We start from the raw sequence: 23,572 nt of genomic DNA, 5'->3' as shown, positions 1-23,572 counted from the left end.
CGAGCCTGCTCGCGAAAGATCCCTCAAAACCGCGGAAAAAATCAGGCCCCGGGCACCGGGCAGCTCATGTCACCTTCTTCACACTTCAAATACTGTTTCAGCGCCTCAACCCGGACCTTGGTCACGCCGGTCAGGCAACTGCTGTAAACCCACGGATAAACGCTCCCGCCCGTTACCCCGGACGATGAAAACTTGCACTCGGCATCCCGAAACCCCAGCCACGCCCGTTGCGCACTGACCAACAGCTTCTTGCCATCCGGGTTGTCCTTCAAACGTCCGGTGATCTGCTGATAAACCGCGTTCAACTCCTTGTCCGCCGCTTTGAAGTCCTGCCCGGCACACTGATTCATTGTCGCCTGGTCGCTGGCATTGGCGCAGTCGACGGCAGCGTGGGCGAGGGGAGTGAACAGGAAGGGTGTCAGGGCCAGAAGCAGGCGTGGGGACATAGTCAAATCTCGCTGTATCAAAGTAAGTGCCGAGCAGTGTAGCGGCTGCGTCGCGCTTATTCAGGCGCGCGCATTCGGGAAGCCGCGAGCAAACGGTCGGCGGTCGCCGCAATCTCTTCAACGTCGTGCAGCTTTTCCAGCCAGTGTTCAGGAATCCCCCGCACGCCGTAATAGGCGCCGGCCAATTGGCCGGTGATCGCGGCGGTGGTATCGGCGTCATCGCCCAGGTTGGCCGCGCGCAAAATGGCCGCTTCGAAGCTGTCCGTGTGGTGAAAGCACCACAACGCCGCTTCCAGCGACTGCACGCTGTAGCCACTACCTTTGATGTCTGCCTCGGACAGACCGAGGAAATCGCCACGCCCAATGGAAGCAACCTTGGGTTGCGAGAAGCTGGCACGTGGCAGCTGACGCAGTTCTGCTTTGCTCGCGCCTTCAAGCGCGCAGGCGATCAACCCGGCCAGCAATTGGCAGCATTCGATGGCTTCAGGTGCTGCGTGGGTGGTTCGCGAACTGTCGGCGGCGAAGCTCTGGATTTTCCGGGCGTCGGGAAAGTAGAACAGCACCACCGGCACCAGACGCATCAGCGAGCCGTTACCGGCGCTGTACGGGTCGGTCGAGCCGGAGAAGGGATCAGCGGTTTGTTGATATTGCGCCAGCGCCTGACTGACGGTCATGCCGATATCGAAACACTCACCGGTCGAGCTGAGATAGCCCCATTGCCACCAGTTGAGGTAGCGGCCCATCTGATCAGCGGCATTGAATCCATTTTTGTTCAGCAAGCTTTCCGCCAGACACAGCGCCATCGAGGTGTCATCGGTCCACTGCCCTGGCTTGAGGTGGAACGGGCCACCGCCGACCATATCGGTCAACGGTTGGAATGATCCCCGTGGTTTGAACTCAACCGTAGTACCGACAGCGTCGCCGCATGCCAGACCAAGCAGGGCACCGCGGTAACGTTCGGCGAGGGATGGCGGCATGATTCGTCCTTGTTGATTCAAATTCGCTGGAAAAGGTAACAGTTTCGTTGGGCGAAGGGGGGCTGGATCCATCACTGCACCGGTCAGAAAACTGCAGCTTGATGTTTCCTTGCTGATGAATGACTGCACCGCTCTGATACAACTTCACATTGGACATGTGGTCATACAGGCCTAGTGTTCAGAACAGGAGGTGACGTATGAAACCAGTACCCAATAGTTTCGAACGCAAGATCACGCTCAAGGCGCCGCGTTCGCATGTCTGGCGTGCATTGGTCGATGCCGAGGCGTTTGGCCAGTGGTTTGGTGTGGCGCTGGAGGGCCGGCGGTTTATTGCCGGTGAATGGACGCAGGGGCAGGTCACGTATCCGGGTTATGAACATGTGTTGTGGAATGTGCTGATCGAGCGGGTCGAGCCGCAGCAGTTGTTTTCGTTTCGCTGGCATCCGTATGCGGTGAACCCGAAAATCGACTATTCCCAGGAGCCAACCACGCTGGTCAGGTTCGAGCTGCAGGATTTCGAGGAGGGAACGTTGCTCAAGGTGTCTGAATCAGGCTTCGCGCACATTCCCGACATTCGCCAGAAAGAGGCGTATTACATGGACAGCCGTGGCTGGGAAGAACAGTTGAGCCGACTCGAACAGTTTCTTGCCGAGAGCGCCAAAGCCAGGGAGCGTGATGGCGGCTGATCTTTTCCAGCCGTGGCTGCAACGCTGGTCATTAGTGACGGACGGCGCACCGATCATCACGCTTGGCAGCCGACTGCTGCCGGTACGCCTGAACGACAAGCCGGCCATGCTCAAGGTGGCGCTGGATGTCGATGAGAAACACGGCAATCGATTGATGACCTGGTGGGAGGGTGACGGCGCTGCGCAAGTGTTGGCGCACCACGAGGATGGCCTGTTGATGGAGCGTGCCATGGGCCGACGCTCGCTGATGCACATGGCGCTGAATGGCGAAGACGACGAGGCAAGCCGGATTCTCTGTTCGGCGCTGTCGCGATTGCATGCGCCACGTCCGACACAGCCACCGCCGCTGTTGGAGTTGGGGCCATGGTTTGCGTCGCTGCGCATCGCAGCGGCCCGACATGGCGGCCTCTATACCCTGAGCCTGCAAACCGCCGAAGCCCTGCTCGCCGATCCACAGGATGTCGTAGTGCTGCACGGCGACATGCATCACGACAATGTGCTGGATTTTGAGTCGCGCGGCTGGCTGGCAATTGATCCGAAACGGGTCAGGGGCGAGCGCGGTTTTGACTACGCCAACCTGATTTGCAACCCGGACTTGCCGACGGCCACCGATTCCCAACGCTTTCGTCGGCAGCTGGCTGTGATTATCGAGGCTGCCGGACTGGATCGGCGGAGGCTGCTGCAATGGGTGCTGGCGTTTGCCGGTTTGTCCGCTGCGTGGTTTCTGGAGGATGACGCGCTGGAACAAGCCTCAGGGCAGCTGAAAGTCGCGCAGATTGCGGCTTCGATGCTCGATGCCTGACAGGGCTAAGGGTTTTCGGAAGGGTTGCTATGGCGAATGTCTTACATGCACTGGTAGCTTTTACGACTATTGCCGATTGGATCCACTGCGTAATCTACACACATCAACTGAGACACAGGGAGTGTTTCAGGATCACGGATGATCGACCATTTGCAAGGATCGCTGCCGACAGGGAGTCGATAATGGTCTTGGGAAAAACCCGCTTCGGCGGGTTTTTTTTCGCCTGTATGTAGGAGCTGCCACAGGCTGCGATCTTTTGACTTTGGCTTTTAACAGCAAGATCAAAAGATCGCAGCCTGCGGCAGCTCCTACATTGGTATGTGCGTTACGAGGCGATCAACTGGCGCAGGACGTAATGCAAAATCCCGCCCGACTTGAAGTACTCAACCTCGTTCAACGTATCGATGCGGCACAACACCTCGATTTTCTCCTGACGCCCGTCCTCACGGGTGATTACCAGGGGCAGGTTCATCCGCGGTGTCAGCTCGACGCCGGTCAAACCCTGAATTTCAAAGGTTTCCTTGCCCGTCAGGTTGAGACTCTTGCGGTTCTGATCAAGCTTGAATTGCAGCGGCAACACGCCCATGCCCACCAGGTTGGAACGGTGAATCCGCTCGAAGCTTTCAGCGATCACCGCTTTCACGCCCAGTAAATTGGTGCCTTTGGCCGCCCAGTCGCGACTGGAACCGGTGCCGTATTCTTGCCCGGCAATCACCACCAATGGCGTGCCCGAAGCCTGATACTTCATCGCCGCATCGTAGATCGCCAGTTTCTCGCCGGTGGGAATATAGATCGTGTTGCCACCTTCTTCGCCGCCAAGCATTTCGTTACGAATGCGGATATTGGCGAAGGTGCCGCGCATCATCACTTCATGATTGCCACGCCTTGAGCCGTAGGAGTTGAAGTCCCTTGGCTCGACGCCTTTTTCGCGCAGATAACGCCCGGCCGGGCTGTCAGCCTTGATGTTACCGGCAGGGGAGATGTGGTCGGTTGTGACTGAATCACCGAGCAGGGCCAATACCCGCGCACCTTTGACGTCCTTGATTTCCGGCAGCGGGCCGGAAATATCATCGAAAAACGGCGGATGTTGAATGTAAGTCGAATCATCCTGCCACACATACGTCGCCGCTTGCGGCACCTCAATGGCCTGCCATTGTTCATCACCGGCAAACACCTCGGCGTATTCCTTGTGGAACATCGCCGTGTTGACCTGACTGACCGCATCGGCGATCTCTTTGCTCGATGGCCAGATATCGCGCAGGTATACCGGATTACCTTGTTTGTCCTCGCCCAGCGGTTCGCTGCTGATATCGCTGCGCACGCTGCCGGCCAGAGCATAGGCGACGACCAGCGGTGGCGAGGCCAGCCAGTTGGTTTTCACCAGTGGATGCACGCGGCCTTCGAAGTTGCGGTTGCCGGACAGCACCGACGCCACGGTCAGGTCGGCTTTCTGGATGGCTTTCTCGATCGGCTCGGGCAGCGGCCCGGAGTTGCCGATGCAGGTGGTGCAGCCATAGCCGACCAGGGAAAACCCGAGCTGGTCGAGGTATTGCGTCAATCCCGCTGCCTTGTAGTAGTCGGTAACCACTTTTGAACCGGGCGCCAGCGAGCTCTTCACCCACGGTTTACGTGTCAGGCCTTTCTCCACGGCTTTCTTCGCCAGCAACCCGGCGGCCATCATTACGCTCGGGTTAGAGGTGTTGGTGCACGAAGTGATCGCAGCGATAACCACCGCACCGTTTTTCAGGCGATAGGTGTGGCCTTCGTATTCGTACTCGGTTTCGCCGACCAGATCGGCATTGCCCACCGCGACACCGCCACCGCCCTCACTTTCCAGGCGTCCTTCTTCTTTACTGGTGGGTTTGAATTGCAGGTCGATGAAGTCGCTGAAGGCTTGCGGTACATTCGGCAGCGAGACGCGATCCTGTGGACGTTTCGGTCCGGCCAGACTCGCTTCGACGCTGCCCATGTCCAGCGCCAGGCTGTCGGTGAAGACCGGTTCCTGACCGGGCAGACGCCACAAGCCCTGAGCCTTGGTGTAGGCCTCGACCAGTTTGACCACTTGCGGCGGCCGCCCGGACAGGCGCAGATATTCCAAAGTCACGTCGTCAACCGGGAAGAAGCCGCACGTCGCGCCATATTCCGGAGCCATGTTGGCGATGGTCGCGCGGTCGGCGAGCGGCAGATCAGCGAGGCCGTCACCGTAGAACTCGACGAATTTGCCGACCACGCCTTTCTTGCGCAGCATTTGCGTGACAGTCAGCACCAGGTCGGTGGCGGTGATGCCTTCCTTGAGCTTGCCGGTCAGTTTGAAACCGATCACCTCCGGAATCAGCATCGACACCGGTTGCCCGAGCATCGCCGCTTCGGCTTCGATCCCGCCGACGCCCCAGCCGAGTACGCCGAGGCCGTTGATCATCGTTGTGTGCGAATCGGTACCGACCAGGGTGTCGGGGAACGCATAAGTGCGGCCGTCCTCATCCTTGGTCCACACGGTGCGGCCGAGGTATTCGAGGTTGACCTGGTGGCAGATACCGGTGCCCGGCGGCACCACGCTAAAGTTGTCGAAGGCGCTCTGGCCCCAACGCAGAAAGGCATAACGTTCGCCGTTGCGCTGCATTTCGATGTCGACGTTCTGCTCGAATGCGCTGGCGGTGGCGAACTTGTCGACCATTACCGAGTGGTCGATCACCAGATCCACCGGCGACAGCGGGTTGATTCGCTGCGGATCGCCGCCGGCCTTGGCCATCGCCGCACGCATGGCGGCAAGGTCGACCACGGCGGGCACGCCGGTAAAGTCTTGCATCAATACCCGGGCCGGGCGGTACTGGATTTCGCGGTCGGAGCGGCGCTCCTTGAGCCACGCGGCAAGCGCCTTGAGATCGGCGCCGGTGACAGTTTTTTCATCTTCCCAGCGCAGCAGGTTTTCCAGCAGGACTTTCAGCGACATTGGCAGCTTGTCGAGATCGCCCAGGCTCTTGGCGGCATCCGGCAAACTGAAATAGTGGTAGGTCTTGTCGTCGATTTGCAGGGTTTTGAGCGTTTTCAGGCTATCGAGGGACGGCATTACAATCACTCCTTTGAATCCGCACGGCTACGGATCGGGGGACGAATAGAGCTTTAAACCTAGCCCTGTTTTAGGTAGCTGGCTAATAACTGGACTCTATGGGCAAGTCCAAGGTTCCGACATCGGCTATCATGCGCCGGTTTTCGTGACAGGCTTTGCTTCAACGCAAGGCTTGAGCATCGCGCAGCGGCCGAATGATCGCCCGCTGCCCAGGAGTAAGAATGAACACCCTATTCATGCATTGCCGGCCCGGCTTCGAAGGCGAAGTCTGTTCGGAAATTTCCGACCTCGCTGCGCAACTCAATGTGGCCGGCTACGCCAAGGCCAAAGCCGCCACTGCGTGCGCCGAGTTTGTCTGCACCGAAGAAGACGGCGCCGAGCGCCTGATGCGCGGGCAGCGCTTTGCCGAACTGATCTTCCCGCGTCAGTGGGCGCGCGGCGTATTTATCGATCTGCCGGAAAACGATCGCATCAGCGTGATCCTCGCGCACATGGCCGATTTTCCGGTGTGCGGCAGCCTGTGGCTGGAAGTCGTCGACACCAACGACGGCAAGGAACTGTCGAACTTCTGCAAGAAATTCGAAGGCCCGTTGCGCAAGGCGCTGACCGGCGCCGGCAAACTGGTGGAAGACGCCAGCAAGCCGCGTCTGTTGCTGACCTTCAAAAGTGGTCGTGAAGTGTTTCTGGGAATGGCGGACGCTGGTAACTCGGCGATGTGGCCGATGGGCATTCCGCGCCTGAAGTTCCCGCGTGAAGCGCCGAGCCGTTCGACGCTGAAGCTGGAAGAGGCGTGGCACCACTTCATTCCGCGTGATCAGTGGGAAGATCGCCTGCACAGCGACATGACCGGCGTTGACCTCGGCGCCGCACCGGGCGGCTGGACCTGGCAACTGGTCAATCGCGGCATGCTGGTGACCGCCATCGACAACGGCCCGATGGCCGAAAGCCTGATGGACACCGGTCTGGTGCAGCACTTGATGGCTGATGGTTTTACGTTCAAGCCCAAACAGCCGGTGGACTGGATGGTCTGCGACATCGTCGAGAAACCGGCGCGTAACGCCGCGATGCTCGAAGAGTGGATCGGCGAGGGGCATTGCCGCGAAGCAGTGGTCAATCTGAAACTGCCGATGAAGCAGCGTTACGCCGAGGTGAAGCGTTTGCTCGAACGTATCGCCGATGGTTTCAAGGCGCGCGGGATCAAGGTCGATATCGGCTGCAAACAGCTGTATCACGATCGTGAGGAAGTGACCTGCCACCTGCGCCGGCATGACACCAAGAAGCCCAAATCGCGCTGACACAACACAAAACCCTGTGGGAGCGAGCCTGCTCGCGAAAGCGCAATCCGATCCAGCAATGATGTTGGCTGATACGACGCCTTCGCGAGCAGGCTCGCTCCCACAGGGGAGTGTGGTGTAACGCCACAGATGACCGAACACCCGGCAATGGGCGACAATGCCGGCCAGTTTCAGGAGTGAACCATGAGTGAAATGATCGATACCCCGGTCGACGGCACCCTCGATGCCACCGGTCTCAATTGCCCGGAGCCGGTGATGATGTTGCACCAGCACATCCGTGACCTGGTGCCCGGCGGCCTGCTCAAGGTGATCGCTACCGACCCGTCGACCAAACGCGATATCCCCAAATTCTGCGTGTTTCTCGACCATGAACTGGTGAGCCAGCACGAAGAGGCCGGTACCTACCTGTACTGGATTCGCAAAAAGAACGCCTGAATCCCAGGCGAACGCAAAACCAAATGTGGGAGCGAGCCTGCTCGCGAAAGCGGTATCTCAGTCACTATTAATGGCGACTGACACACCGCATTCGCCAGCAGGCTGGCTCCCACATTTTTTGTCCTGCGTCAGGGTTTAGCCCGCCGAACGACTGATCCGAATACGTTTGCGCGCACTGCGCGTCAGGCGAATCGACAGCATCAACGCCGCACAGCTCAAGCCAACGATCAGACCCTGCCACAAACCGCTCGGGCCGCGTGGTTCGCCGAGCCAGTCAGTCAGACCGAGGGCATAGCCCACCGGCAAACCAATGCCCCAATAGGCGAAAAGGGTCAGGATCATCGTCACCCGAGTGTCCTGATAGCCACGCAGTGCGCCGGCGGCGGTCACCTGAATCGCATCGGAAAACTGGAACAGCGCCGAATACACGATCAGCATCGCCGCGATGTGAATCACTGTCGGGTCAGCGGTGTAGATCGCCGCAATCGGCTCGCGCAACAACAGCATCATGCTTGCGGACAGGCAGGCGTAAGCCAGCGCGGTGCCCATGCCGACGCCCGCGGCAAACCGTGCCTCGCGTGGTTCTTCGCGGCCCAGCGCCTGACCGACGCGCACGGTAACGGCCATGCCCAGCGAGTACGGAATCATGAACACCAGCGAGCTGACGTTGAGCGCAATCTGGTGCCCGGCCACTACAGTGGCGCCGAGGCTGCCGATCAGCAGGGCGATCACGGCAAAAATGCTCGACTCGGCAAACACCGCGATGCCGATCGGTAGGCCGATCGCCAGCAGTCGCTTGATCACCGCCCATTGCGGCCAGTCGAAGCGGCTGAAAATTTCGCTCGAACGATAGGCCGGCGCCCAGCGCTCATAACCGGCCAGACCCAGCGCCATCACCCACATCACGATGGCCGTGGCCCAACCGCAGCCGACGCCGCCCATCGCCGGCACACCGAAGTGGCCATAGATGAAGACGTAGTTCAGCGGAATGTTCAGTGCCAGACCGCACAGGCCCAATACCATTGCCGGACGCGTGCGACCGATGCCGTCACTGGTGCAGCGCAGCACGTGATAGAACGCCACCGCCGGCAGGCCGCTGGCGATGCCATGCAGGTATTGCATGCACGGGCCGATCAGCTCGGGATCAACCTTCATCAGGTGCAGCACCGGCTCGGCGGCGACCAGCATCGCCGTCGCAATCAGCCCGACCACCAGTGCCAGCCACAATGCCTGACGGACGAGCGGGCCGATTTCGCTGTGAGTGCCAGCGCCAAAACGCTGGGCGACTTTCGGCGTAGTTGCCAGCAGCGTGCCGGTCATCAACAGGAATACCGGCACCCAGATCGAGTTGCCCAAGGCAACGGCCGCCAGATCCTTTGGCCCGACGCGCCCGGCCATGACGGCGTCGACGAAGCCCATGGCCGTGGTCGCCAGTTGCGCGATGATGATCGGCAACGCCAGGGCGAGCAGGTTCTTGAACTCCAGGCGAATACGCGCGGGGCGGGTGAGGGAGACGGCGACAGGTTGATCAGTTACAGAATTCACGGGCAAAGCGTCCACAGGTGTTGATGCGCAAGGCGCCGCATTCTACGCCGCTGACGCCTTGGTCAGGAAAAATCCTCTGTTGCGGATTTGTAAGCGCAAACCCTGCTGGCCCGGCGACCGATCTGCACCTAAACTGCCGATCCGCCAAAGGAGCCCGCCATGCTGATTGTTGCCGACGAAAATATCCCGCTGCTCGATGCCTTTTTTGCCGGTTTCGGCGAGATCCGCCGAGTACCGGGCCGTTCCATCGACCGTGCGACGGTCGAGCAGGCCGACGTATTGCTTGTGCGCTCGGTGACCAACGTCAACCGCGCGTTGCTGGAGGGCAGCAAGGTGCGCTTTGTCGGCACCTGCACCATTGGCACTGATCATTTGGATCTCGAGTACTTCAATGAGGCTGGCGTCACCTGGTCGAGTGCGCCCGGCTGTAATGCCCGGGGCGTGGTCGATTACGTGCTGGGCAGTCTGATGACGCTTGCCGAAATCGAAGGTGTCGATCTCACTCAACGCACCTACGGTGTTGTGGGGGCCGGTGAAGTCGGTGGACGGCTGATCAGGGTTTTGAAAGGTCTGGGCTGGAACGTCAAAGTCTGCGATCCGCCACGTCAGGCTGCCGAGGGCGGAGATTACGTAAGCCTCGAGCAGATCATCGAGCAGTGCGACGTGATCAGTCTGCACACGCCGTTGACCCGCAGCGGTGCCGGCGCGACCTGGCATCTGTTTGATCAGCAGCGTTTGCAGCAGCTCAAGCCGGGTGCGTGGCTGATCAACGCGGCGCGGGGGCCGGTGGTGGATAACGTTGCTCTGCGCAACGTGCTGCTGGACCGTGAAGACCTGCAAGCCGTTCTCGATGTCTGGGAAGCCGAGCCTGAGGTTGACGCGGCGCTGGCCGAGCTCTGCGTATTGGCCACGCCGCACATTGCCGGTTACAGCCTCGACGGTAAACAGCGCGGAACGGCGCAGATTTATCAGGCGTATTGCGAATTCAGCGGCCAACCGGCAGTTATTCAACTCAGTGATCTTTTGCCGGCACCGTGGTTGTCTGAAGTGACCCTGCATGCTGACAGCGATCCGGCCTGGGCGCTGGCGATGTTATGCCGTGGGGTGTACGACCCGCGCCGCGATGATGCGGATTTTCGCCGCAGCCTCGTAGGCAATGTCGGCGAGCAGCGAGCGGCGTTCGATGTGTTGCGCAAGCAGTATCCGGTGCGACGCGAGATTGAAGGACTGAAGGTGCGGGTTGAAGGGGAGTCGCCGGCTTTGGCGAAGATCGTGGCGGCGCTGGGGGCGGTGGCCGTCTAGAAACCGGGTCGGCTCTTTCGCGAGCAGGCTCGCTCCCACAGGAGATCTTCAGAGGTCCATGTGGGAGCGAGCTTGCTCGCGAAGGCCGCGCCACAAATACCTGATCTGCAGACAGAAAAAACCCGGCCAAAGGGGCCGGGTCATGAAGACGGTGGCTATATCACTCTTGTTCGGCAGGCTTGACCAATCGCTTTTCCAGTTCGCTGCACGCTTGCTGGATCATTTCTTCAGTGATCGGTACTTCACGCCCATCCTTGTCCAGTATCGAGCAACCCAGAGATTGGCCGGGCTTGGTGCGGATCACTTCAATTTTGTCTTCGCTGCTGTGTTGCAAGGACATGGCCTGTCTCCTCATCAGGTTGTGCGCCTAGGGTAAAACCGCCACGTGACCGGGCTGTGACAACTCCCTGCGGTCTGTCAGTGGGGGCATCTCCACTCAAACAGAAACGACCGCTCGTCTCAACCGGGACTTTAGACCAATAGTAACTATGGCCTAGTCTTTGGGGGCATATTTAACCTGACTCATTGTGATTTACAGAGTTCCGCCGCAAGAAGGTTTACGCTAGCCCTTTCATCAACACGGATGTGTACCTGAATGACCCCGAAGCTTTCTTCCAGGCACCGGCGCGCCCTGCGTCTGACCAGTCGATTTCTGGCCCCTTACCGCTGGCAAGTCATCGCTGCGCTCCTGGCATTGATCGTCACCGCTGCCGTTACGTTGTCGATGGGGCAGGGGATCAAACTGTTGGTCGACCGCGGCTTCATGACTCAGTCGCCGCACCAGCTCAACCAGAGCATCGGCATCTTCATGCTGATGGTGCTGGGTCTGGCGGTCGGCACGTTCGCCCGCTTCTATTGGGTGTCGTGGATCGGTGAGCGCTGCGTCGCCGACATTCGGCGTGAGGTCTTCAATCATCTGGTCTATTTGCACCCCGGCTTCTATGAGAACAACCGCAGTTCGGAGATTCAGTCGCGGCTGACGGCCGACACGACACTCCTGCAATCGGTAATCGGCTCGTCGCTGTCGATGTTCCTGCGCAACCTGCTGATGGTTATTGGTGGTGTCATTCTGTTGTTCGTGACCAACGCGAAACTCACCAGCATCGTGGTAATTGCCTTGCCGTTCGTGGTCGCGCCGATCCTGATTTTCGGTCGACGCGTACGCAATCTGTCGCGGCTGAGCCAGGACCGGGTCGCCGATATCGGCAGCTATGTGTCGGAAACCCTCGGCCAGATCAAAACCGTGCAGGCCTACAACCATCAGGTGCAGGACGAGCGGCGTTTTGCGACGACGGTCGAGGACGCGTTCGACACGGCGCGCAAACGCATCTTTCAGCGCTCTTGGATGATCACCATGGTGATTGTGCTGGTGCTCGGCGCGGTGGCGGTGATGTTGTGGGTGGGCGGCATGGACGTGATCGCCGGTCGCATCACTGGAGGCGAACTGGCGGCGTTTGTTTTCTACAGCCTGATCGTCGGCAGTGCCATCGGCACCTTGAGCGAGGTGATCGGTGAACTGCAACGCGCAGCCGGTGCCGCCGAACGAATCGCTGAGCTGTTGGGTTCGGAAAATATCATTCAGCCGCCCACTACCGGGCTGGTGACCCTGCCGCAGCGCGTGCGGGGCGAATTGCAATTACAGGAAGTGCGTTTTTCCTATCCGTCGCGGCCTGAAAGCTATGCCGTCAACGGCTTGAACCTGACCATCCGGGCTGGCGAGACACTGGCGCTGGTGGGGCCATCCGGCGCCGGCAAGTCCACGGTGTACGATTTGCTATTGCGCTTTTATGACCCCGTGGAAGGGCGGATCCTGATTGATGGTGTGCCGCTGACCAGTCTCGACCCACTGGATCTGCGTCGTCACTTCGCCTTGGTCTCACAGTCGCCGGCGCTGTTTTTCGGTAGCGTTGAAGAAAACATTCGTTACGGCAACCCGGGGGCGACGCTGGAGCAAGTCAAGGAAGCGGCAAAAATTGCTCACGCCCACGACTTCATCGAGAAAATGCCCAACGGTTACCAGACCCATCTCGGCGATGGTGGCCTTGGTCTTTCCGGTGGCCAGCGTCAGCGTCTGGCGATCGCAAGGGCATTGCTGGTCGACGCACCGATCCTGCTGCTGGACGAAGCCACCAGCGCCCTCGATGCGCAAAGCGAACACTTGATTCAGGAAGCGCTGCCGAGCCTGATGCAGAACCGCACCACGCTGGTGATCGCGCATCGACTGGCCACGGTGAAAAACGCTGACCGGATTGCGGTGATGGATCAGGGCAAGCTTGTGGCCATAGGTACTCATCAGGAACTGATTGCCAGCAATCCGATGTATGCGCGGTTGGCGGCGTTGCAGTTCAATGATGGAAAAGTAACGGTTGATCAAGTCTGATGGACACTGCTCGTATCGGGCATTATGGCGGCCTGTTTGGAATGCCTGGATGAGGACATGAGCCGTTACCAACCGCCGTTGACCCTAACCACACGAATGATTGCGTTGATCGCCGAAATCAGCGAGCAAATCGGTCAGCTTTCGGCTGGGGGCGACAGTCGGCAGACGCCTCATCTGCGCCGAGGCAATCGTATCCGTACGATTCAGGCCTCTTTGGCAATCGAAAACAATACATTGAGCGTCGAGCAGGTAACCGCAGTGCTCGCCGGGCAACGGGTTTTAGGTTTGCCCAAGGAAATTCAAGAAGTGCGCAATGCATTTGCAGCGTATGAAACCATGCCGCACTGGCAGCCTGACAACAGGGCTAACCTGCTTCAAGCGCATGAGTTGTTGATGCATGGGCTAATTGACGAGTGCGGGCACTTTCGTCGAGCGGGTGTGGGAATTTATCGCGGAGAACAACTGGTTCATATGGCGCCGCCTCCGAGCCGCATATCACCGCTGATGGATGACTTGCTGGCATGGCTTGTGCGCTCTGAATGGCATCCGCTGATCATCAGTTGCGTATTCCATTATGAGTTTGAGTTCATCCATCCGTTTGCTGATGGAAACGGGCGAATGGGACGGCTGTGGCAAACATTGATATTGAGCCAATGGCGCCCGGTCCTGGCGTATTTGCCGGTCGAAGCGGTTATTCGAGAGGAGCAGGATGCCTATTACTCTGCCTTGTCTGCTTCTGATCGGCAGGGAGAGTCAACGCCTTTTGTCGAGTACATGCTACATGCGCTAAATGTTTCGTTGCGTGAAGCCATCGCTAATGAGTCAGCAAGCGACCTAGTAACCGACTCAGTAACCGACCTAGTAGCAAGATTATTGTTAACGCTGGGGCCCCGTTCTCTGAGGATCAGTGATCTGATGGCAGAGATGAGCCTGGTCCACAAGGCTACGTTCAGATCCAACTATCTCAAGCCGGCCTTAACCGCTGGAATGATCGAAATGACCGATCCTCAATCACCCAAGAGTCCAACCCAGAAATATCGGCTTACTCAACTTGGCAAAATGATGGTTAAAAAGTTGAAGTGTTAATTTGGCAGCCGACAGCTCAATAAAAAATGCCCGTATCGCGAGATACGGGCATTTTTCGTTATCCGGCCTTAAGCGCTGGATTACTGATCGTCAAAATACCGCTCATGCCAATCCACCAGCGGCTGTGGCGAGTTGAGCTTCTGGCCGTAGATCACCGAGTACGACAACACGTTCTGCACGTACTGACGGGTCTCATCGAAAGGAATGCTTTCCACCCAGACGTCAAAGCTCAGGTGATCAGCACCGCGCAGCCATTGGCGCACACGGCCGGGGCCGGCGTTGTAGGCGGCGGAAGCGAGGACGCGGTTGCCGTTGAACTGGCTGTGCACCTGACTCAGGTAAGCGGCGCCGAGTTGAATGTTCTTGTCTGGATCGAGCACTTGCTGCGGCGAGGCCAGCGGGATGCTGAACTTGCGCGCGGTTTCCTTGGCGGTGCCGGGCATCAACTGCATCAGGCCGCTGGCGCCAACGCCGGAGCGCGCGTCGTCCATGAAAGCGCTTTCCTGACGGGTGATGGCAAACACCCAGCTCGAATGCAGACCACGTACCTTGGCTTCACGCACGAGGGTTTCGCGGTGGGCCATCGGGAAGCGGATATCCAGATCGTCCCAGTACTGCGCCTGACTGATGGTGCGAATCGCCGGGAAATACCATTTCAGGTCGTAAGCGAGTTTCGCCTGGGCAACCATTTCATCGCGATTGAAATGGCGGCTGACGTGATACCACTCGCGGCGACCGTCGACGATCTGCCCGCGAGCATGGAACTCCAGCGCGCGGCGCACGCCTGGGGTGTTGCGCACCTTGTTGATCAGCGCCTGGCTGAGGACCAGCGGCTTGTTGTTCAGCGAGTAGGGCGATTGCGAGCGGTCGGCGGCGAGGAAGCCGTAGAAGTCACGTTCCCGGGCGAGGCCTTTGTACAGCGTCTGTGCTTCCGGGTTTTGCGGCTGGGCCAGTTCCAGACTGCGCGCCTGCCAGTAGCGCCAGCGGTTGGTGGTGGCCAGATCCTGCGGCAGACGGCGGGTCAACTGATAGGCGTCATCCCAACGGGCCAGACGCAAGAGCAGGCGCAAACGCCATTCCGAGACAGTGTTGTCGCGTAGTTCCGGGTCGTACTTGGTCATCACATCCAGCGCGCGGCTGTCGAAACGACGGGCGAGAGTCAGGCCGATTTCTCGGGCGATCGCGACTTTTTCATCGCGGGAGAAATGCATGCTGCTGGCATAACCGTCGAGCAGGGCCATGGCCTTGTCCGGATCCTGACGAGCGAGGCGGCGCAGGCCAAGGCTGACCACATCGGACATCGGCTCGTCGGCCGGGGTGAAGCGCGAAGGCTGATTGAGCAGTTCCGGCTTTTGCGCCACATCCACCAGTAAACGGCCGCGCGGGGCGAGGGTGGTCAGGCCGTTGACCAGACTGTTGGCCAGTGGATAGTTGCGCGTCTGAGCGGCGAGCTTGGTGCGCTCCCAGCGTTTCTGCTCGGTGAGCTGGCCATCGGCCGCCCAGATGCCGAACAGCGCGTCGCACGCGGCGGGTTGTGATTTGCCGGTCAGCCAGAGTTTGTCCGCGTTGGCGTAACCTTCGGCTTTTTTGTCATGGGTGATCTGGTACTGCGCATTCAGGCAGTCCAGTTCAGTGAAGTTGAGTTTCGGGTCGTAGTATTTGACGAAAGTCGCCCAGTCGCCACGGTCGGCGAGCCAGCGCAACCAGCGCAGCTTCATCCAGTTGGCCTGGGGCAAGTCACCGTGCTCGGCGAGAAACTTCTCGATCTCGGCGTTGCTCGCGGTTTTCAGGCGCGCGGTCAGTTCGTCGTAGGCCAGATACGGTTCCAGCGGATAATCGGCCAGCGCCTGACTGTAGCGGAAGTACGGGCCGGTATCGCCCTTGGCCAGCGCGCGCTTGGCTTCATCGTAATACTGGCGTTGGGTGGACAGGTCCACCGCCTGGGCGGATTGAGCGGCAGTGGCGGTAAGTAGCAAACAGGACAAAACACTGAAAAGGCGACTGCGCATGAGACATCCGGGCAGAGAAATCATGACAAGTGCCGACACGAATCAGCACTGAATTGTCTGTAGCTTAGCCTTTTGCCAGCAAGCGGCGAAAGCTTTGCGGGCCTCGCAGCACAAGTTCGCAACAAATGTTGTGCAGAGTGCTTCGACAGACAAATTGCCGGCCTGCTGAAGCCCTAACTCAGGTAGAATGCGCGCCCGGTTTTTGGAGAAGCTCATGACCCTGCTCAAATTCAGCGATGTGTCCCTTGCGTTCGGCGCTATGCCGTTGTTGGACAAGGTGTCCTGGCAGATCGCCCGTGGTGAGCGGGTGTGCATCATCGGCCGCAACGGCACTGGCAAGTCCAGCATGATGAAACTGGTCAAGGGCGACCAGAAGCCCGATGAAGGCTCGGTGTGGCGTGCCCCCGGTCTGAAAATCGGCGAATTGCCGCAAGAATTGCCAGTGGCCGACGATCGGACGGTGTTCGACGTGGTCGCTGAGGGCCTTGATGGCGTGGGCGCGTTGCTCGCCGAGTACCATCACCTTGCGCAGAACTGCGTCACTGAAGACGACCTGAACAAGCTGATGCACGTTCAGCAAGACCTCGAAGCCCGTGATGGCTGGCGCTTGCAGACTCTGGTCGAAAGCACCTTGAGCCGCCTGCAACTGCCGGCCGACAAGACCCTCGCCCAGTTGTCCGGCGGCTGGCGTCGTCGCGTGCTGCTGGCGCAGGCGCTGGTGTCCGAGCCGGATCTGCTGCTGCTCGACGAACCGACCAACCACCTGGACATCGGTGCGATTGCCTGGCTCGAAGAAGCGCTGAAAGATTTCCAGGGCGCCGTGCTGTTCATCACGCACGACCGTTCCTTCCTGCAAAACCTTGCCACGCGCATCCTTGAACTGGATCGCGGCGGCCTGATCGACTGGAACGGCGACTACGCCAGTTTCCTCGTGCACAAAGAAGCCGCGCTGGCCGCCGAAGAAACCGCCAACGCGCTGTTCGACAAGAAACTGGCCCAGGAAGAAGTCTGGATCCGTCAGGGTATCAAGGCGCGCCGCACCCGTAATGAGGGTCGCGTCCGTGCCCTGAAAGCGTTGCGCGTCGAGCGTAGCGAGCGTCGTGAGCGCACCGGCAAGGCCAACATTCAGTTGGACACTGCCGACAAGTCCGGCAAGCAGGTGATGGTCCTCGAGAACGTGAGTTTCGCTCACCCGGGCGGCCCGTTCCTGATCAAGGATTTCTCGATGGTGCTGACGCGCGGCGACCGTATCGGTCTGCTCGGCGCCAACGGTACCGGCAAGACCACCCTGCTCAAACTGATGCTCAGCGGTCTGCAACCGACCAGCGGCAAAGTGGAAGAGGGTACGCGGATCGACGTGGCGTACTTCGACCAGTTGCGCCATCAACTGGATCTGGAAAAGACCGTGATCGACAACGTTGCCGAAGGTCGCGACTTCATCGATATCGACGGCCAGAGCCGTCACGTGCTGAGCTACCTCGGCGACTTCCTGTTCAGCCCGCAGCGTGCCCGCACGCCGGTCAAGGCGCTGTCGGGTGGTGAGCGTGCGCGTCTGTTGCTGGCCAAGCTGTTCAGCAAACCGGCGAACCTGCTGGTGCTCGACGAACCGACCAACGACCTCGACGTGGAGACTCTCGAGCTGCTCGAAGAAGTGCTGCTGACTTTCAACGGCACGGTGCTGATGGTCAGCCACGACCGGGCATTTCTCGACAACGTGGTCACCAGCACGCTGGTCTTCGAAGGTGAAGGCAAGGTGCGTGAATACGTCGGCGGTTATCAGGACTGGATCCGTCAGGGCGGTTCGCCGCGTCTGCTGGGCGTGACCGAAAGCAAATCCGGCAAGGCTGACCTGAATTCGGCTGTGGTCACCGCTGAACCGGCTGTGGCTGCTGCGCCTGCCGCCGCTGCCCCGGCTGCCAAGAAAAAACTGAGCTACAAGCTGCAACGCGAGCTGGAAGCGCTGCCGGGCGATATCGACGCCAAGGAACAGCAGATTGCTGCCGTGGAAGCCGAAATGGCTGAAGCTGGCTTCTATCAGCGCCCTGCGGCAGAAACGGCCAAGGTGATTGCTTCGCTGGAGCAGTTGCAGGCTGAGCTGGATGCGTTGATGGAACGTTGGGCCGAGCTGGATGCCTGATTGATCCGGATGTGAAAAAGCCCGGCGTTCAGTGATGAACGCCGGGCTTTTCATATGCGGGTGGAGACCCAATGTGGGAGCGAGCCTGCTCGCGAATGTGGTGTGTCAGGCGGCATTAATGCTGAATGTGCCGGCGCCTCGCGAGCCGGCTCGCTCCCACAATGATCAGTGCTTCAGCGTTTGACCAGGTGTACCGCTAATACATCGCATGGCGCGCCGTGCAGCACGTCATTGGCGGTCGAGCCCAGCAATAGCGCCAGACCGTGACGGCCATGGCTGCCGACCACGATCAGATCGCACGTTTGTTCTTTGGCGAAATGATGGATTTCCTGGCGTGGCTGGCCATAGGTCAGGTGGCAGTTGGCGCCCTCAAGCTCTGAGTATTTGGCTTTCAGACGCTCCAGGCGCTCCTTGGCCTGATCGAACTGCTGTTGTTGCAGTTGTGACAGATCCATCGGCACGTCGCCGCCGAATGCCATGGCCATCGGTTCGACAATATGCACCAGCGACAGCTTGGCGTTATTGCTCACCGACAGCTCGCGGGCGCGGTGAATCACAGGGTCGCACTCTTCGGTCAGATCTACGGCGACCAGGATGTGGTGGTAGGGCATGAGGTGCTCCTCGTGAGGTTTCAATATTGTTAAGTATGGCTGGTTTCAAGCGCATTGGTTCCAAAGTGACACAATGCGCTCACCGAGAATTGGGAATAGAGATATGACGGTCTGGTTGGTGGTGTCAATCCTGCTGGTGGTTTTAAGTCCGCTGGCGTGGTTGCGCCCATCGCGCGCGCAAAGCGGTCGCATCGCTTTGCGTATGGAGGCACGACGCATCGGTCTGGCCATGCAGCTGGCGCCTCAGGAATGGCCGCACTGGCTGGCGCAAGAGCCGCCGAATCCGTGTGCGCAGTATCATCGGCCACGTCGCAGCAAGCAGCCTGTCTGCTGGACTTACTGGCAGAAATCGCCGGGTATCTGGGTTAATCAGTGGCAGGAAGTCTGTGAAGATCGGGCGCTGCTCAATCATTTCGAAAAGTTGCCGGGCAATGTTTTCAAAATCGAGGCGGACAAGCAGATGATCGCTCTGTATTGGGGTGAGAAGGGTGAAGCGACGGTTTTGCTGGATATCGATGCCACTCTGAAAGCGCTGGCGTGACGCGCGGACTTTTCCCACTGCAACGGTGGGGAAGGTCCGGCAGACGCGCAATAAAAAGCCCGACATGATTCATCGGGCGGGGTTGGCCAGGCAGGCCGGAAATCTTTTCTGATGCAGGTTCAGTCAGCGCATTTTCCTGTCGTCCACCCAGCGTAGCCCTTTAAACAGGGGCTGCGGCGAATTAGGGCGACTTTTCTAACTATTGATTCTATGAATGGCTTTACATGCAGACGCGTGTTGCGGGTCTTCGTCTTACAGAACTGACCGCAAAGTCGCATTTCAACCCGTATTTTGGGCGATTGACAATTGTCGGAAATTCCGTGAAGGTGACGTACCCAAATCAAACGGGCGTATGAATTGAGCGTTTGTCTTACAGACTGCTCCTACAGAATCCCGACTATCGCGTTGGCGGGTGTGCCGGGTGGATTGGCGTCAGCATCGACGAAAAAGCGTCCTGCCGAGCCATTCGCCTGCGTCCAACGTGTACTGTTCAGCTTCCATATCGTGGAGATCAGTTGATGATTTACGAAGGTAAAGCCATCACGGTTAAAGCTCTTGAAAGTGGCATCGTCGAATTGAAATTCGACCTCAAGGGTGAGTCCGTCAACAAGTTCAACCGTCTAACCCTGAACGAACTGCGTCAGGCCGTAGACACCATCAAGGCAGATGCTTCGATCAAGGGCGTGATCGTCAGCAGTGGCAAGGACGTGTTCATCGTCGGCGCCGACATCACCGAATTTGTCGACAACTTCAAGCTGCCGGATGCCGAGCTGGTTGCTGGCAATCTCGAAGCCAACAAGATCTTCAGCGATTTCGAAGACCTCAACGTCCCAACCGTAGTGGCCATCAACGGCATCGCCCTGGGCGGCGGTCTGGAAATGTGCCTGGCGGCTGACTATCGCGTCATGTCCACCAAGGCCAAGATCGGTCTGCCGGAAGTCAAACTGGGCATCTACCCAGGCTTCGGCGGCACCGTGCGTCTGCCGCGCCTGATTGGTGTCGACAACGCCATCGAATGGATTGCCTCCGGTAAGGAAAACCGCCCTGAAGACGCCCTGAAAGTCAGCGCCGTCGACGCCGTGGTTGCTCCGGAGAAGCTGCAGGAAGCGGCTCTTGAGCTGATCAAACGCGCCATCTCCGGCGAGTTCGACTTCAAGGCCAAGCGTCAACCCAAACTTGAAAAACTCAAGCTGAACGCGATTGAACAAATGATGGCATTCGAAACCGCCAAAGGTTTCGTCGCCGGTCAGGCTGGCCCGAACTACCCGGCGCCGGTTGAAGCGATCAAGACGATCCAGAAAGCCGCGAACTTCGGTCGTGACAAGGCGCTGGAAGTCGAAGCAGCCGGTTTCGTCAAGCTGGCCAAGACCTCTGCCGCGCAGAGCTTGATCGGTCTGTTCCTGAACGATCAGGAGCTGAAGAAAAAGGCCAAGGCCTACGACGAAATCGCCAAAGATGTGAAGCAGGCCGCTGTACTCGGCGCCGGCATCATGGGTGGTGGTATCGCTTATCAGTCGGCCTCCAAAGGTACGCCGATCCTGATGAAGGACATCAACGAGCACGGTATCGAGCAGGGTCTGGCCGAAGCCGCCAAACTGCTGGTTGGCCGCGTTGATAAAGGTCGCATGACGGCTGCGAAAATGGCTGAAGTGCTCAACGCCATTCGTCCGACCCTGTCCTACGGCGACTTCGGTCACGTCGATCTGGTTGTCGAAGCTGTGGTCGAAAACCCGAAGGTCAAGCAAGCCGTACTGGCTGAAGTCGAAGCTCAGGTCAAAGAGGACACCATCCTCGCGTCCAACACCTCGACCATTTCCATCAGCCTGCTGGCCAAGGCCCTCAAGCGTCCGGAAAACTTCGTCGGCATGCACTTCTTCAACCCGGTGCACATGATGCCGCTGGTAGAAGTGATCCGTGGCGAGAAGTCGAGTGAGCTGGCGGTTGCCACCACCGTTGCCTACGCCAAGAAAATGGGCAAGAACCCGATCGTCGTCAATGACTGCCCGGGCTTCCTCGTTAACCGCGTACTGTTCCCGTACTTCGGCGGTTTCGCCAAGCTGGTAAGCGCCGGTGTGGACTTCGTCCGTATCGACAAGGTCATGGAAAAATTCGGCTGGCCGATGGGCCCGGCGTACCTGATGGACGTGGTCGGCATCGACACCGGTCACCACGGTCGCGACGTGATGGCTGAAGGTTTCCCGGATCGCATGAAGGATGACCGTCGTTCGGCCATCGACGTGCTGTACGAAGCCAAGCGCCTGGGCCAGAAGAACGGCAAGGGCTTCTACGCCTACGAGGCCGACAAGAAAGGCAAGCAGAAGAAAGTTGCCGATCCATCGGTGCTGGAAGTGCTCAAGCCGATCGTTTACGAGCAGCGCGAAGTCACTGACGAAGACATCATCAACTGGATGATGATCCCGCTGTGCCTGGAAACCGTGCGTTGCCTGGAAGACGGCATCGTTGAAACTGCCGCCGAAGCCGACATGGGTCTGGTCTACGGTATCGGTTTCCCTCCATTCCGTGGCGGTGCGCTGCGCTACATCGACTCGATCGGTGTTGCCGAGTTCGTTGCCCTGGCTGACCAGTACGCTGATTTGGGCGCGCTGTACCACCCAACCGCGAAGCTGCGCGAAATGGCCAAAAACGGCCAGAGCTTCTTCGGTTAAGCGCCCCCAACTAGAGTGAGAGTGAACTTATGAGCTTGAATCCTAGAGACGTCGTGATTGTCGACTTCGGTCGTACTCCGATGGGCCGCTCCAAGGGCGGCATGCACCGCAACACCCGCGCCGAAGACATGTCGGCGCACCTGATCAGCAAATTGCTGGAACGCAACGCCAAGGTCGATCCTGCTGAAGTCGAGGACGTGATCTGGGGCTGCGTCAACCAGACCCTGGAGCAGGGCTGGAACATCGCGCGCATGGCGTCGCTGATGACCCAGATTCCGCACACTTCGGCCGGCCAGACCGTCAGCCGTCTGTGTGGCTCGTCGATGAGCGCGTTGCACACCGCTGCACAAGCGATCATGACCGGCAACGGTGACGTGTTCGTGGTTGGCGGCGTCGAGCATATGGGCCACGTGAGCATGATGCACGGTGTCGATCCGAACCCGCACATGTCGCTGTACGCGGCAAAAGCCTCGGGCATGATGGGTCTGACCGCTGAAATGCTTGGCAAAATGCACGGCATCACTCGCGAACAACAGGACGCTTTCGGCGTGCGTTCCCACCAGTTGGCCCACAAGGCAACCGTGGAAGGCAAGTTCAAAGATGAAATCATCCCGATGCAGGGCTACGACGAGAACGGTTTCCTGAAACTGTTCGACTACGACGAAACCATTCGTCCGGAAACCACCCTGGAAAGTCTGGCGGCCCTCAAGCCTGCCTTCAATCCAAAGGGCGGCACCGTGACTGCCGGTACTTCGTCGCAGATCACCGATGGTGCTTCGTGCATGATCGTGATGTCGGCGCAACGTGCACAGGATCTGGGTATCCAGCCAATGGCGGTGATCCGTTCGATGGCAGTGGCGGGTGTGGATCCGGCAATCATGGGCTATGGTCCAGTTCCGGCGACACAAAAAGCCCTGAAGCGTGCGGGCCTTGGCATCAACGATATCGACTTCTTCGAGCTCAACGAAGCTTTCGCCGCACAGGCTCTGCCAGTGCTGAAAGATCTGAAAGTGCTCGACAAGATGAACGAGAAGGTTAACCTGCACGGCGGCGCGATCGCCCTGGGTCACCCGTTCGGTTGCTCCGGTGCCCGTATTTCCGGCACCTTGCTGAACGTGATGAAGCAGAATAGCGGCACCTTCGGGGTGGCTACTATGTGCATTGGTCTCGGCCAAGGCATCTCCACCGTCTTCGAACGCGTCTAAGCGTCTCGTTGATGGAAGCCGGGGCCAAGTGCCCCGGTTTTTGTTTTTGTGGATTTATTTTGTTTTTATTTTGAAAAAATTTGAGTGAGGGCCAACACATGCCGATACAACCTGGGCTCTACCAACATTACAAAGGTCCGCAGTACCGCGTATTCAGTATTGCGCGGCATTCCGAGACCGAAGAAGAAGTGGTCTTTTACCAAGCCCTGTATGGCGATTACGGCTTTTGGGTGCGCCCTCTGAGCATGTTTCTCGAGTCAGTCGAGGTTGACGGCGAGCAGGTGCCACGCTTTGCTTTGGTGCAAGCCGAACCGAGCCTTTTTTCCAAGGCATAAGGCGAGTGCGCACAGAACCCTGTGCTTGACCTCACCTTGTATCAACT

19 protein-coding genes are annotated in these 23,572 nt (G+C 58.9%); 12 read left to right on the top strand and 7 right to left on the bottom strand.

What is annotated here, in order from left to right; translation table 11 throughout:
- Window positions 1-41: 41 nt before the first annotated feature.
- Complete coding sequence (locus QOM10_RS20215; RefSeq protein ID WP_016983718.1) at window positions 42-446, bottom strand: lysozyme inhibitor LprI family protein; 405 nt, start codon at window positions 444-446, stop codon at window positions 42-44.
- Between the two features lie 56 nt (window positions 447-502).
- Window positions 503-1,423, bottom strand: coding sequence for an ADP-ribosylglycohydrolase family protein (locus QOM10_RS20210; protein WP_316916845.1), 921 nt, complete (start codon window positions 1,421-1,423; stop codon window positions 503-505).
- Window positions 1,424-1,620: 197 nt separating this feature from the next.
- On the opposite strand from QOM10_RS20210, the gene QOM10_RS20205 reads away from it, so the two are divergent.
- Window positions 1,621-2,109, top strand: coding sequence for an SRPBCC family protein (locus QOM10_RS20205; protein ID WP_127929166.1), 489 nt, complete (start codon window positions 1,621-1,623; stop codon window positions 2,107-2,109).
- Entirely contained in the window at window positions 2,099-2,911 is an 813-nt protein-coding gene (locus QOM10_RS20200) for an aminoglycoside phosphotransferase family protein (RefSeq protein ID WP_316916844.1), read from the top strand. The genes QOM10_RS20205 and QOM10_RS20200 overlap by 11 nt, the downstream gene beginning before the upstream one ends.
- Before the next feature lie 325 nt (window positions 2,912-3,236).
- Here the strand turns inward: QOM10_RS20200 and acnA are convergent, their stop codons facing one another.
- Complete coding sequence (acnA, locus tag QOM10_RS20195; RefSeq protein ID WP_160041227.1) at window positions 3,237-5,978, bottom strand: aconitate hydratase AcnA; 2,742 nt, start codon at window positions 5,976-5,978, stop codon at window positions 3,237-3,239.
- Between the two features lie 221 nt (window positions 5,979-6,199).
- On the opposite strand from acnA, the gene rlmM reads away from it, so the two are divergent.
- Both rlmM and tusA read left to right on the top strand, forming a co-directional pair.
- Window positions 6,200-7,273: a 23S rRNA (cytidine(2498)-2'-O)-methyltransferase RlmM gene (gene rlmM / locus QOM10_RS20190; protein WP_316916843.1), complete on the top strand. Its 1,074-nt coding sequence runs from the start codon at window positions 6,200-6,202 to the stop codon at window positions 7,271-7,273.
- 183 nt (window positions 7,274-7,456) lie between these two features.
- Window positions 7,457-7,708 (top strand): sulfurtransferase TusA, encoded by a 252-nt coding sequence (tusA, locus tag QOM10_RS20185; protein WP_077573847.1) that lies wholly within the window; start codon window positions 7,457-7,459, stop codon window positions 7,706-7,708.
- Between the two features lie 135 nt (window positions 7,709-7,843).
- Here the strand turns inward: tusA and QOM10_RS20180 are convergent, their stop codons facing one another.
- On the bottom strand, window positions 7,844-9,253 hold the full coding sequence (locus QOM10_RS20180; RefSeq protein ID WP_127929161.1) for an MATE family efflux transporter: 1,410 nt from the start codon (window positions 9,251-9,253) through the stop codon (window positions 7,844-7,846).
- 159 nt (window positions 9,254-9,412) lie between these two features.
- On the opposite strand from QOM10_RS20180, the gene pdxB reads away from it, so the two are divergent.
- Complete coding sequence (gene pdxB / locus QOM10_RS20175; protein WP_316916842.1) at window positions 9,413-10,555, top strand: 4-phosphoerythronate dehydrogenase PdxB; 1,143 nt, start codon at window positions 9,413-9,415, stop codon at window positions 10,553-10,555.
- Between the two features lie 160 nt (window positions 10,556-10,715).
- Here pdxB and QOM10_RS20170 read toward each other — a convergent pair whose 3' ends face one another.
- The gene (locus QOM10_RS20170; RefSeq protein WP_038369402.1) at window positions 10,716-10,895 is read right to left on the bottom strand and encodes a PA1571 family protein; all 180 of its coding nucleotides are present in this window, start codon (window positions 10,893-10,895) and stop codon (window positions 10,716-10,718) included.
- A gap of 255 nt (window positions 10,896-11,150) precedes the next feature.
- Between QOM10_RS20170 and QOM10_RS20165 the strand changes: the two genes are divergently transcribed.
- The gene (locus QOM10_RS20165; protein ID WP_316916841.1) at window positions 11,151-12,935 is read left to right on the top strand and encodes an ABC transporter transmembrane domain-containing protein; all 1,785 of its coding nucleotides are present in this window, start codon (window positions 11,151-11,153) and stop codon (window positions 12,933-12,935) included.
- A 57-nt stretch (window positions 12,936-12,992) separates the two neighbouring features.
- The gene (locus QOM10_RS20160; RefSeq protein ID WP_316916840.1) at window positions 12,993-14,021 is read left to right on the top strand and encodes a Fic family protein; all 1,029 of its coding nucleotides are present in this window, start codon (window positions 12,993-12,995) and stop codon (window positions 14,019-14,021) included.
- An 80-nt stretch (window positions 14,022-14,101) separates the two neighbouring features.
- Here the strand turns inward: QOM10_RS20160 and QOM10_RS20155 are convergent, their stop codons facing one another.
- On the bottom strand, window positions 14,102-16,030 hold the full coding sequence (locus QOM10_RS20155) for a transglycosylase SLT domain-containing protein (protein WP_127929158.1): 1,929 nt from the start codon (window positions 16,028-16,030) through the stop codon (window positions 14,102-14,104).
- Between the two features lie 214 nt (window positions 16,031-16,244).
- Here QOM10_RS20155 and QOM10_RS20150 point away from each other — a divergent pair, with 214 nt between their 5' ends.
- Window positions 16,245-18,167, top strand: a complete 1,923-nt coding sequence (locus QOM10_RS20150; RefSeq protein ID WP_127929157.1) for an ATP-binding cassette domain-containing protein — start codon at window positions 16,245-16,247, stop codon at window positions 18,165-18,167.
- Window positions 18,168-18,340: 173 nt separating this feature from the next.
- On the opposite strand, the gene QOM10_RS20145 is transcribed toward QOM10_RS20150, so the two are convergent.
- A complete protein-coding gene (locus QOM10_RS20145) occupies window positions 18,341-18,778 on the bottom strand; it encodes a universal stress protein (protein ID WP_038369392.1) in 438 nt (145 codons plus the stop codon).
- 103 nt (window positions 18,779-18,881) lie between these two features.
- On the opposite strand from QOM10_RS20145, the gene QOM10_RS20140 reads away from it, so the two are divergent.
- The 4 genes from QOM10_RS20140 to QOM10_RS20125 all read left to right on the top strand — a co-directional run bounded on the left by QOM10_RS20140 (window position 18,882) and on the right by QOM10_RS20125 (window position 23,525).
- Complete coding sequence (locus tag QOM10_RS20140) at window positions 18,882-19,319, top strand: hypothetical protein (protein ID WP_127929156.1); 438 nt, start codon at window positions 18,882-18,884, stop codon at window positions 19,317-19,319.
- Window positions 19,320-19,837: 518 nt separating this feature from the next.
- Entirely contained in the window at window positions 19,838-21,985 is a 2,148-nt protein-coding gene (gene fadB, locus QOM10_RS20135) for a fatty acid oxidation complex subunit alpha FadB (protein WP_122607489.1), read from the top strand.
- Between the two features lie 29 nt (window positions 21,986-22,014).
- A complete protein-coding gene (gene fadA / locus QOM10_RS20130; RefSeq protein ID WP_007910465.1) occupies window positions 22,015-23,190 on the top strand; it encodes an acetyl-CoA C-acyltransferase FadA in 1,176 nt (391 codons plus the stop codon).
- Window positions 23,191-23,288: 98 nt separating this feature from the next.
- Window positions 23,289-23,525, top strand: coding sequence for a DUF1653 domain-containing protein (locus QOM10_RS20125; RefSeq protein WP_017337558.1), 237 nt, complete (start codon window positions 23,289-23,291; stop codon window positions 23,523-23,525).
- The last annotated feature ends 47 nt before the right edge of the window (window positions 23,526-23,572 follow it).

This window comes from Pseudomonas sp. P108 (assembly GCF_032613195.1).
In the GTDB taxonomy this organism is placed as follows: Bacteria; Pseudomonadota; Gammaproteobacteria; order Pseudomonadales; family Pseudomonadaceae; genus Aquipseudomonas.
This window is presented reverse-complemented; position numbering and strand designations above follow the sequence as displayed.

Bases quoted from the DNA above. Each gene is read 5' to 3' on its own strand.
- QOM10_RS20150 (WP_127929157.1), top strand. From the start codon at position 16,245: ATGACCCTGCTCAAATTCAGCGATGTGTCCCTTGCGTTCGGCGCTATG.
- fadA (WP_007910465.1), top strand. From the start codon at position 22,015: ATGAGCTTGAATCCTAGAGACGTCGTGATTGTCGACTTCGGTCGTACT.
- QOM10_RS20160 (WP_316916840.1), top strand. From the start codon at position 12,993: ATGAGCCGTTACCAACCGCCGTTGACCCTAACCACACGAATGATTGCG.
- QOM10_RS20145 (WP_038369392.1), bottom strand. From the start codon at position 18,778: ATGCCCTACCACCACATCCTGGTCGCCGTAGATCTGACCGAAGAGTGC.
- QOM10_RS20170 (WP_038369402.1), bottom strand. From the start codon at position 10,895: ATGTCCTTGCAACACAGCAGCGAAGACAAAATTGAAGTGATCCGCACC.
- tusA (WP_077573847.1), top strand. From the start codon at position 7,457: ATGAGTGAAATGATCGATACCCCGGTCGACGGCACCCTCGATGCCACC.
- QOM10_RS20200 (WP_316916844.1), top strand. From the start codon at position 2,099: ATGGCGGCTGATCTTTTCCAGCCGTGGCTGCAACGCTGGTCATTAGTG.
- QOM10_RS20125 (WP_017337558.1), top strand. From the start codon at position 23,289: ATGCCGATACAACCTGGGCTCTACCAACATTACAAAGGTCCGCAGTAC.
- QOM10_RS20165 (WP_316916841.1), top strand. From the start codon at position 11,151: ATGACCCCGAAGCTTTCTTCCAGGCACCGGCGCGCCCTGCGTCTGACC.
- QOM10_RS20140 (WP_127929156.1), top strand. From the start codon at position 18,882: ATGACGGTCTGGTTGGTGGTGTCAATCCTGCTGGTGGTTTTAAGTCCG.
- QOM10_RS20215 (WP_016983718.1), bottom strand. From the start codon at position 446: ATGTCCCCACGCCTGCTTCTGGCCCTGACACCCTTCCTGTTCACTCCC.
- pdxB (WP_316916842.1), top strand. From the start codon at position 9,413: ATGCTGATTGTTGCCGACGAAAATATCCCGCTGCTCGATGCCTTTTTT.
- acnA (WP_160041227.1), bottom strand. From the start codon at position 5,978: ATGCCGTCCCTCGATAGCCTGAAAACGCTCAAAACCCTGCAAATCGAC.
- rlmM (WP_316916843.1), top strand. From the start codon at position 6,200: ATGAACACCCTATTCATGCATTGCCGGCCCGGCTTCGAAGGCGAAGTC.
- QOM10_RS20205 (WP_127929166.1), top strand. From the start codon at position 1,621: ATGAAACCAGTACCCAATAGTTTCGAACGCAAGATCACGCTCAAGGCG.
- QOM10_RS20155 (WP_127929158.1), bottom strand. From the start codon at position 16,030: ATGCGCAGTCGCCTTTTCAGTGTTTTGTCCTGTTTGCTACTTACCGCC.
- fadB (WP_122607489.1), top strand. From the start codon at position 19,838: ATGATTTACGAAGGTAAAGCCATCACGGTTAAAGCTCTTGAAAGTGGC.
- QOM10_RS20210 (WP_316916845.1), bottom strand. From the start codon at position 1,423: ATGCCGCCATCCCTCGCCGAACGTTACCGCGGTGCCCTGCTTGGTCTG.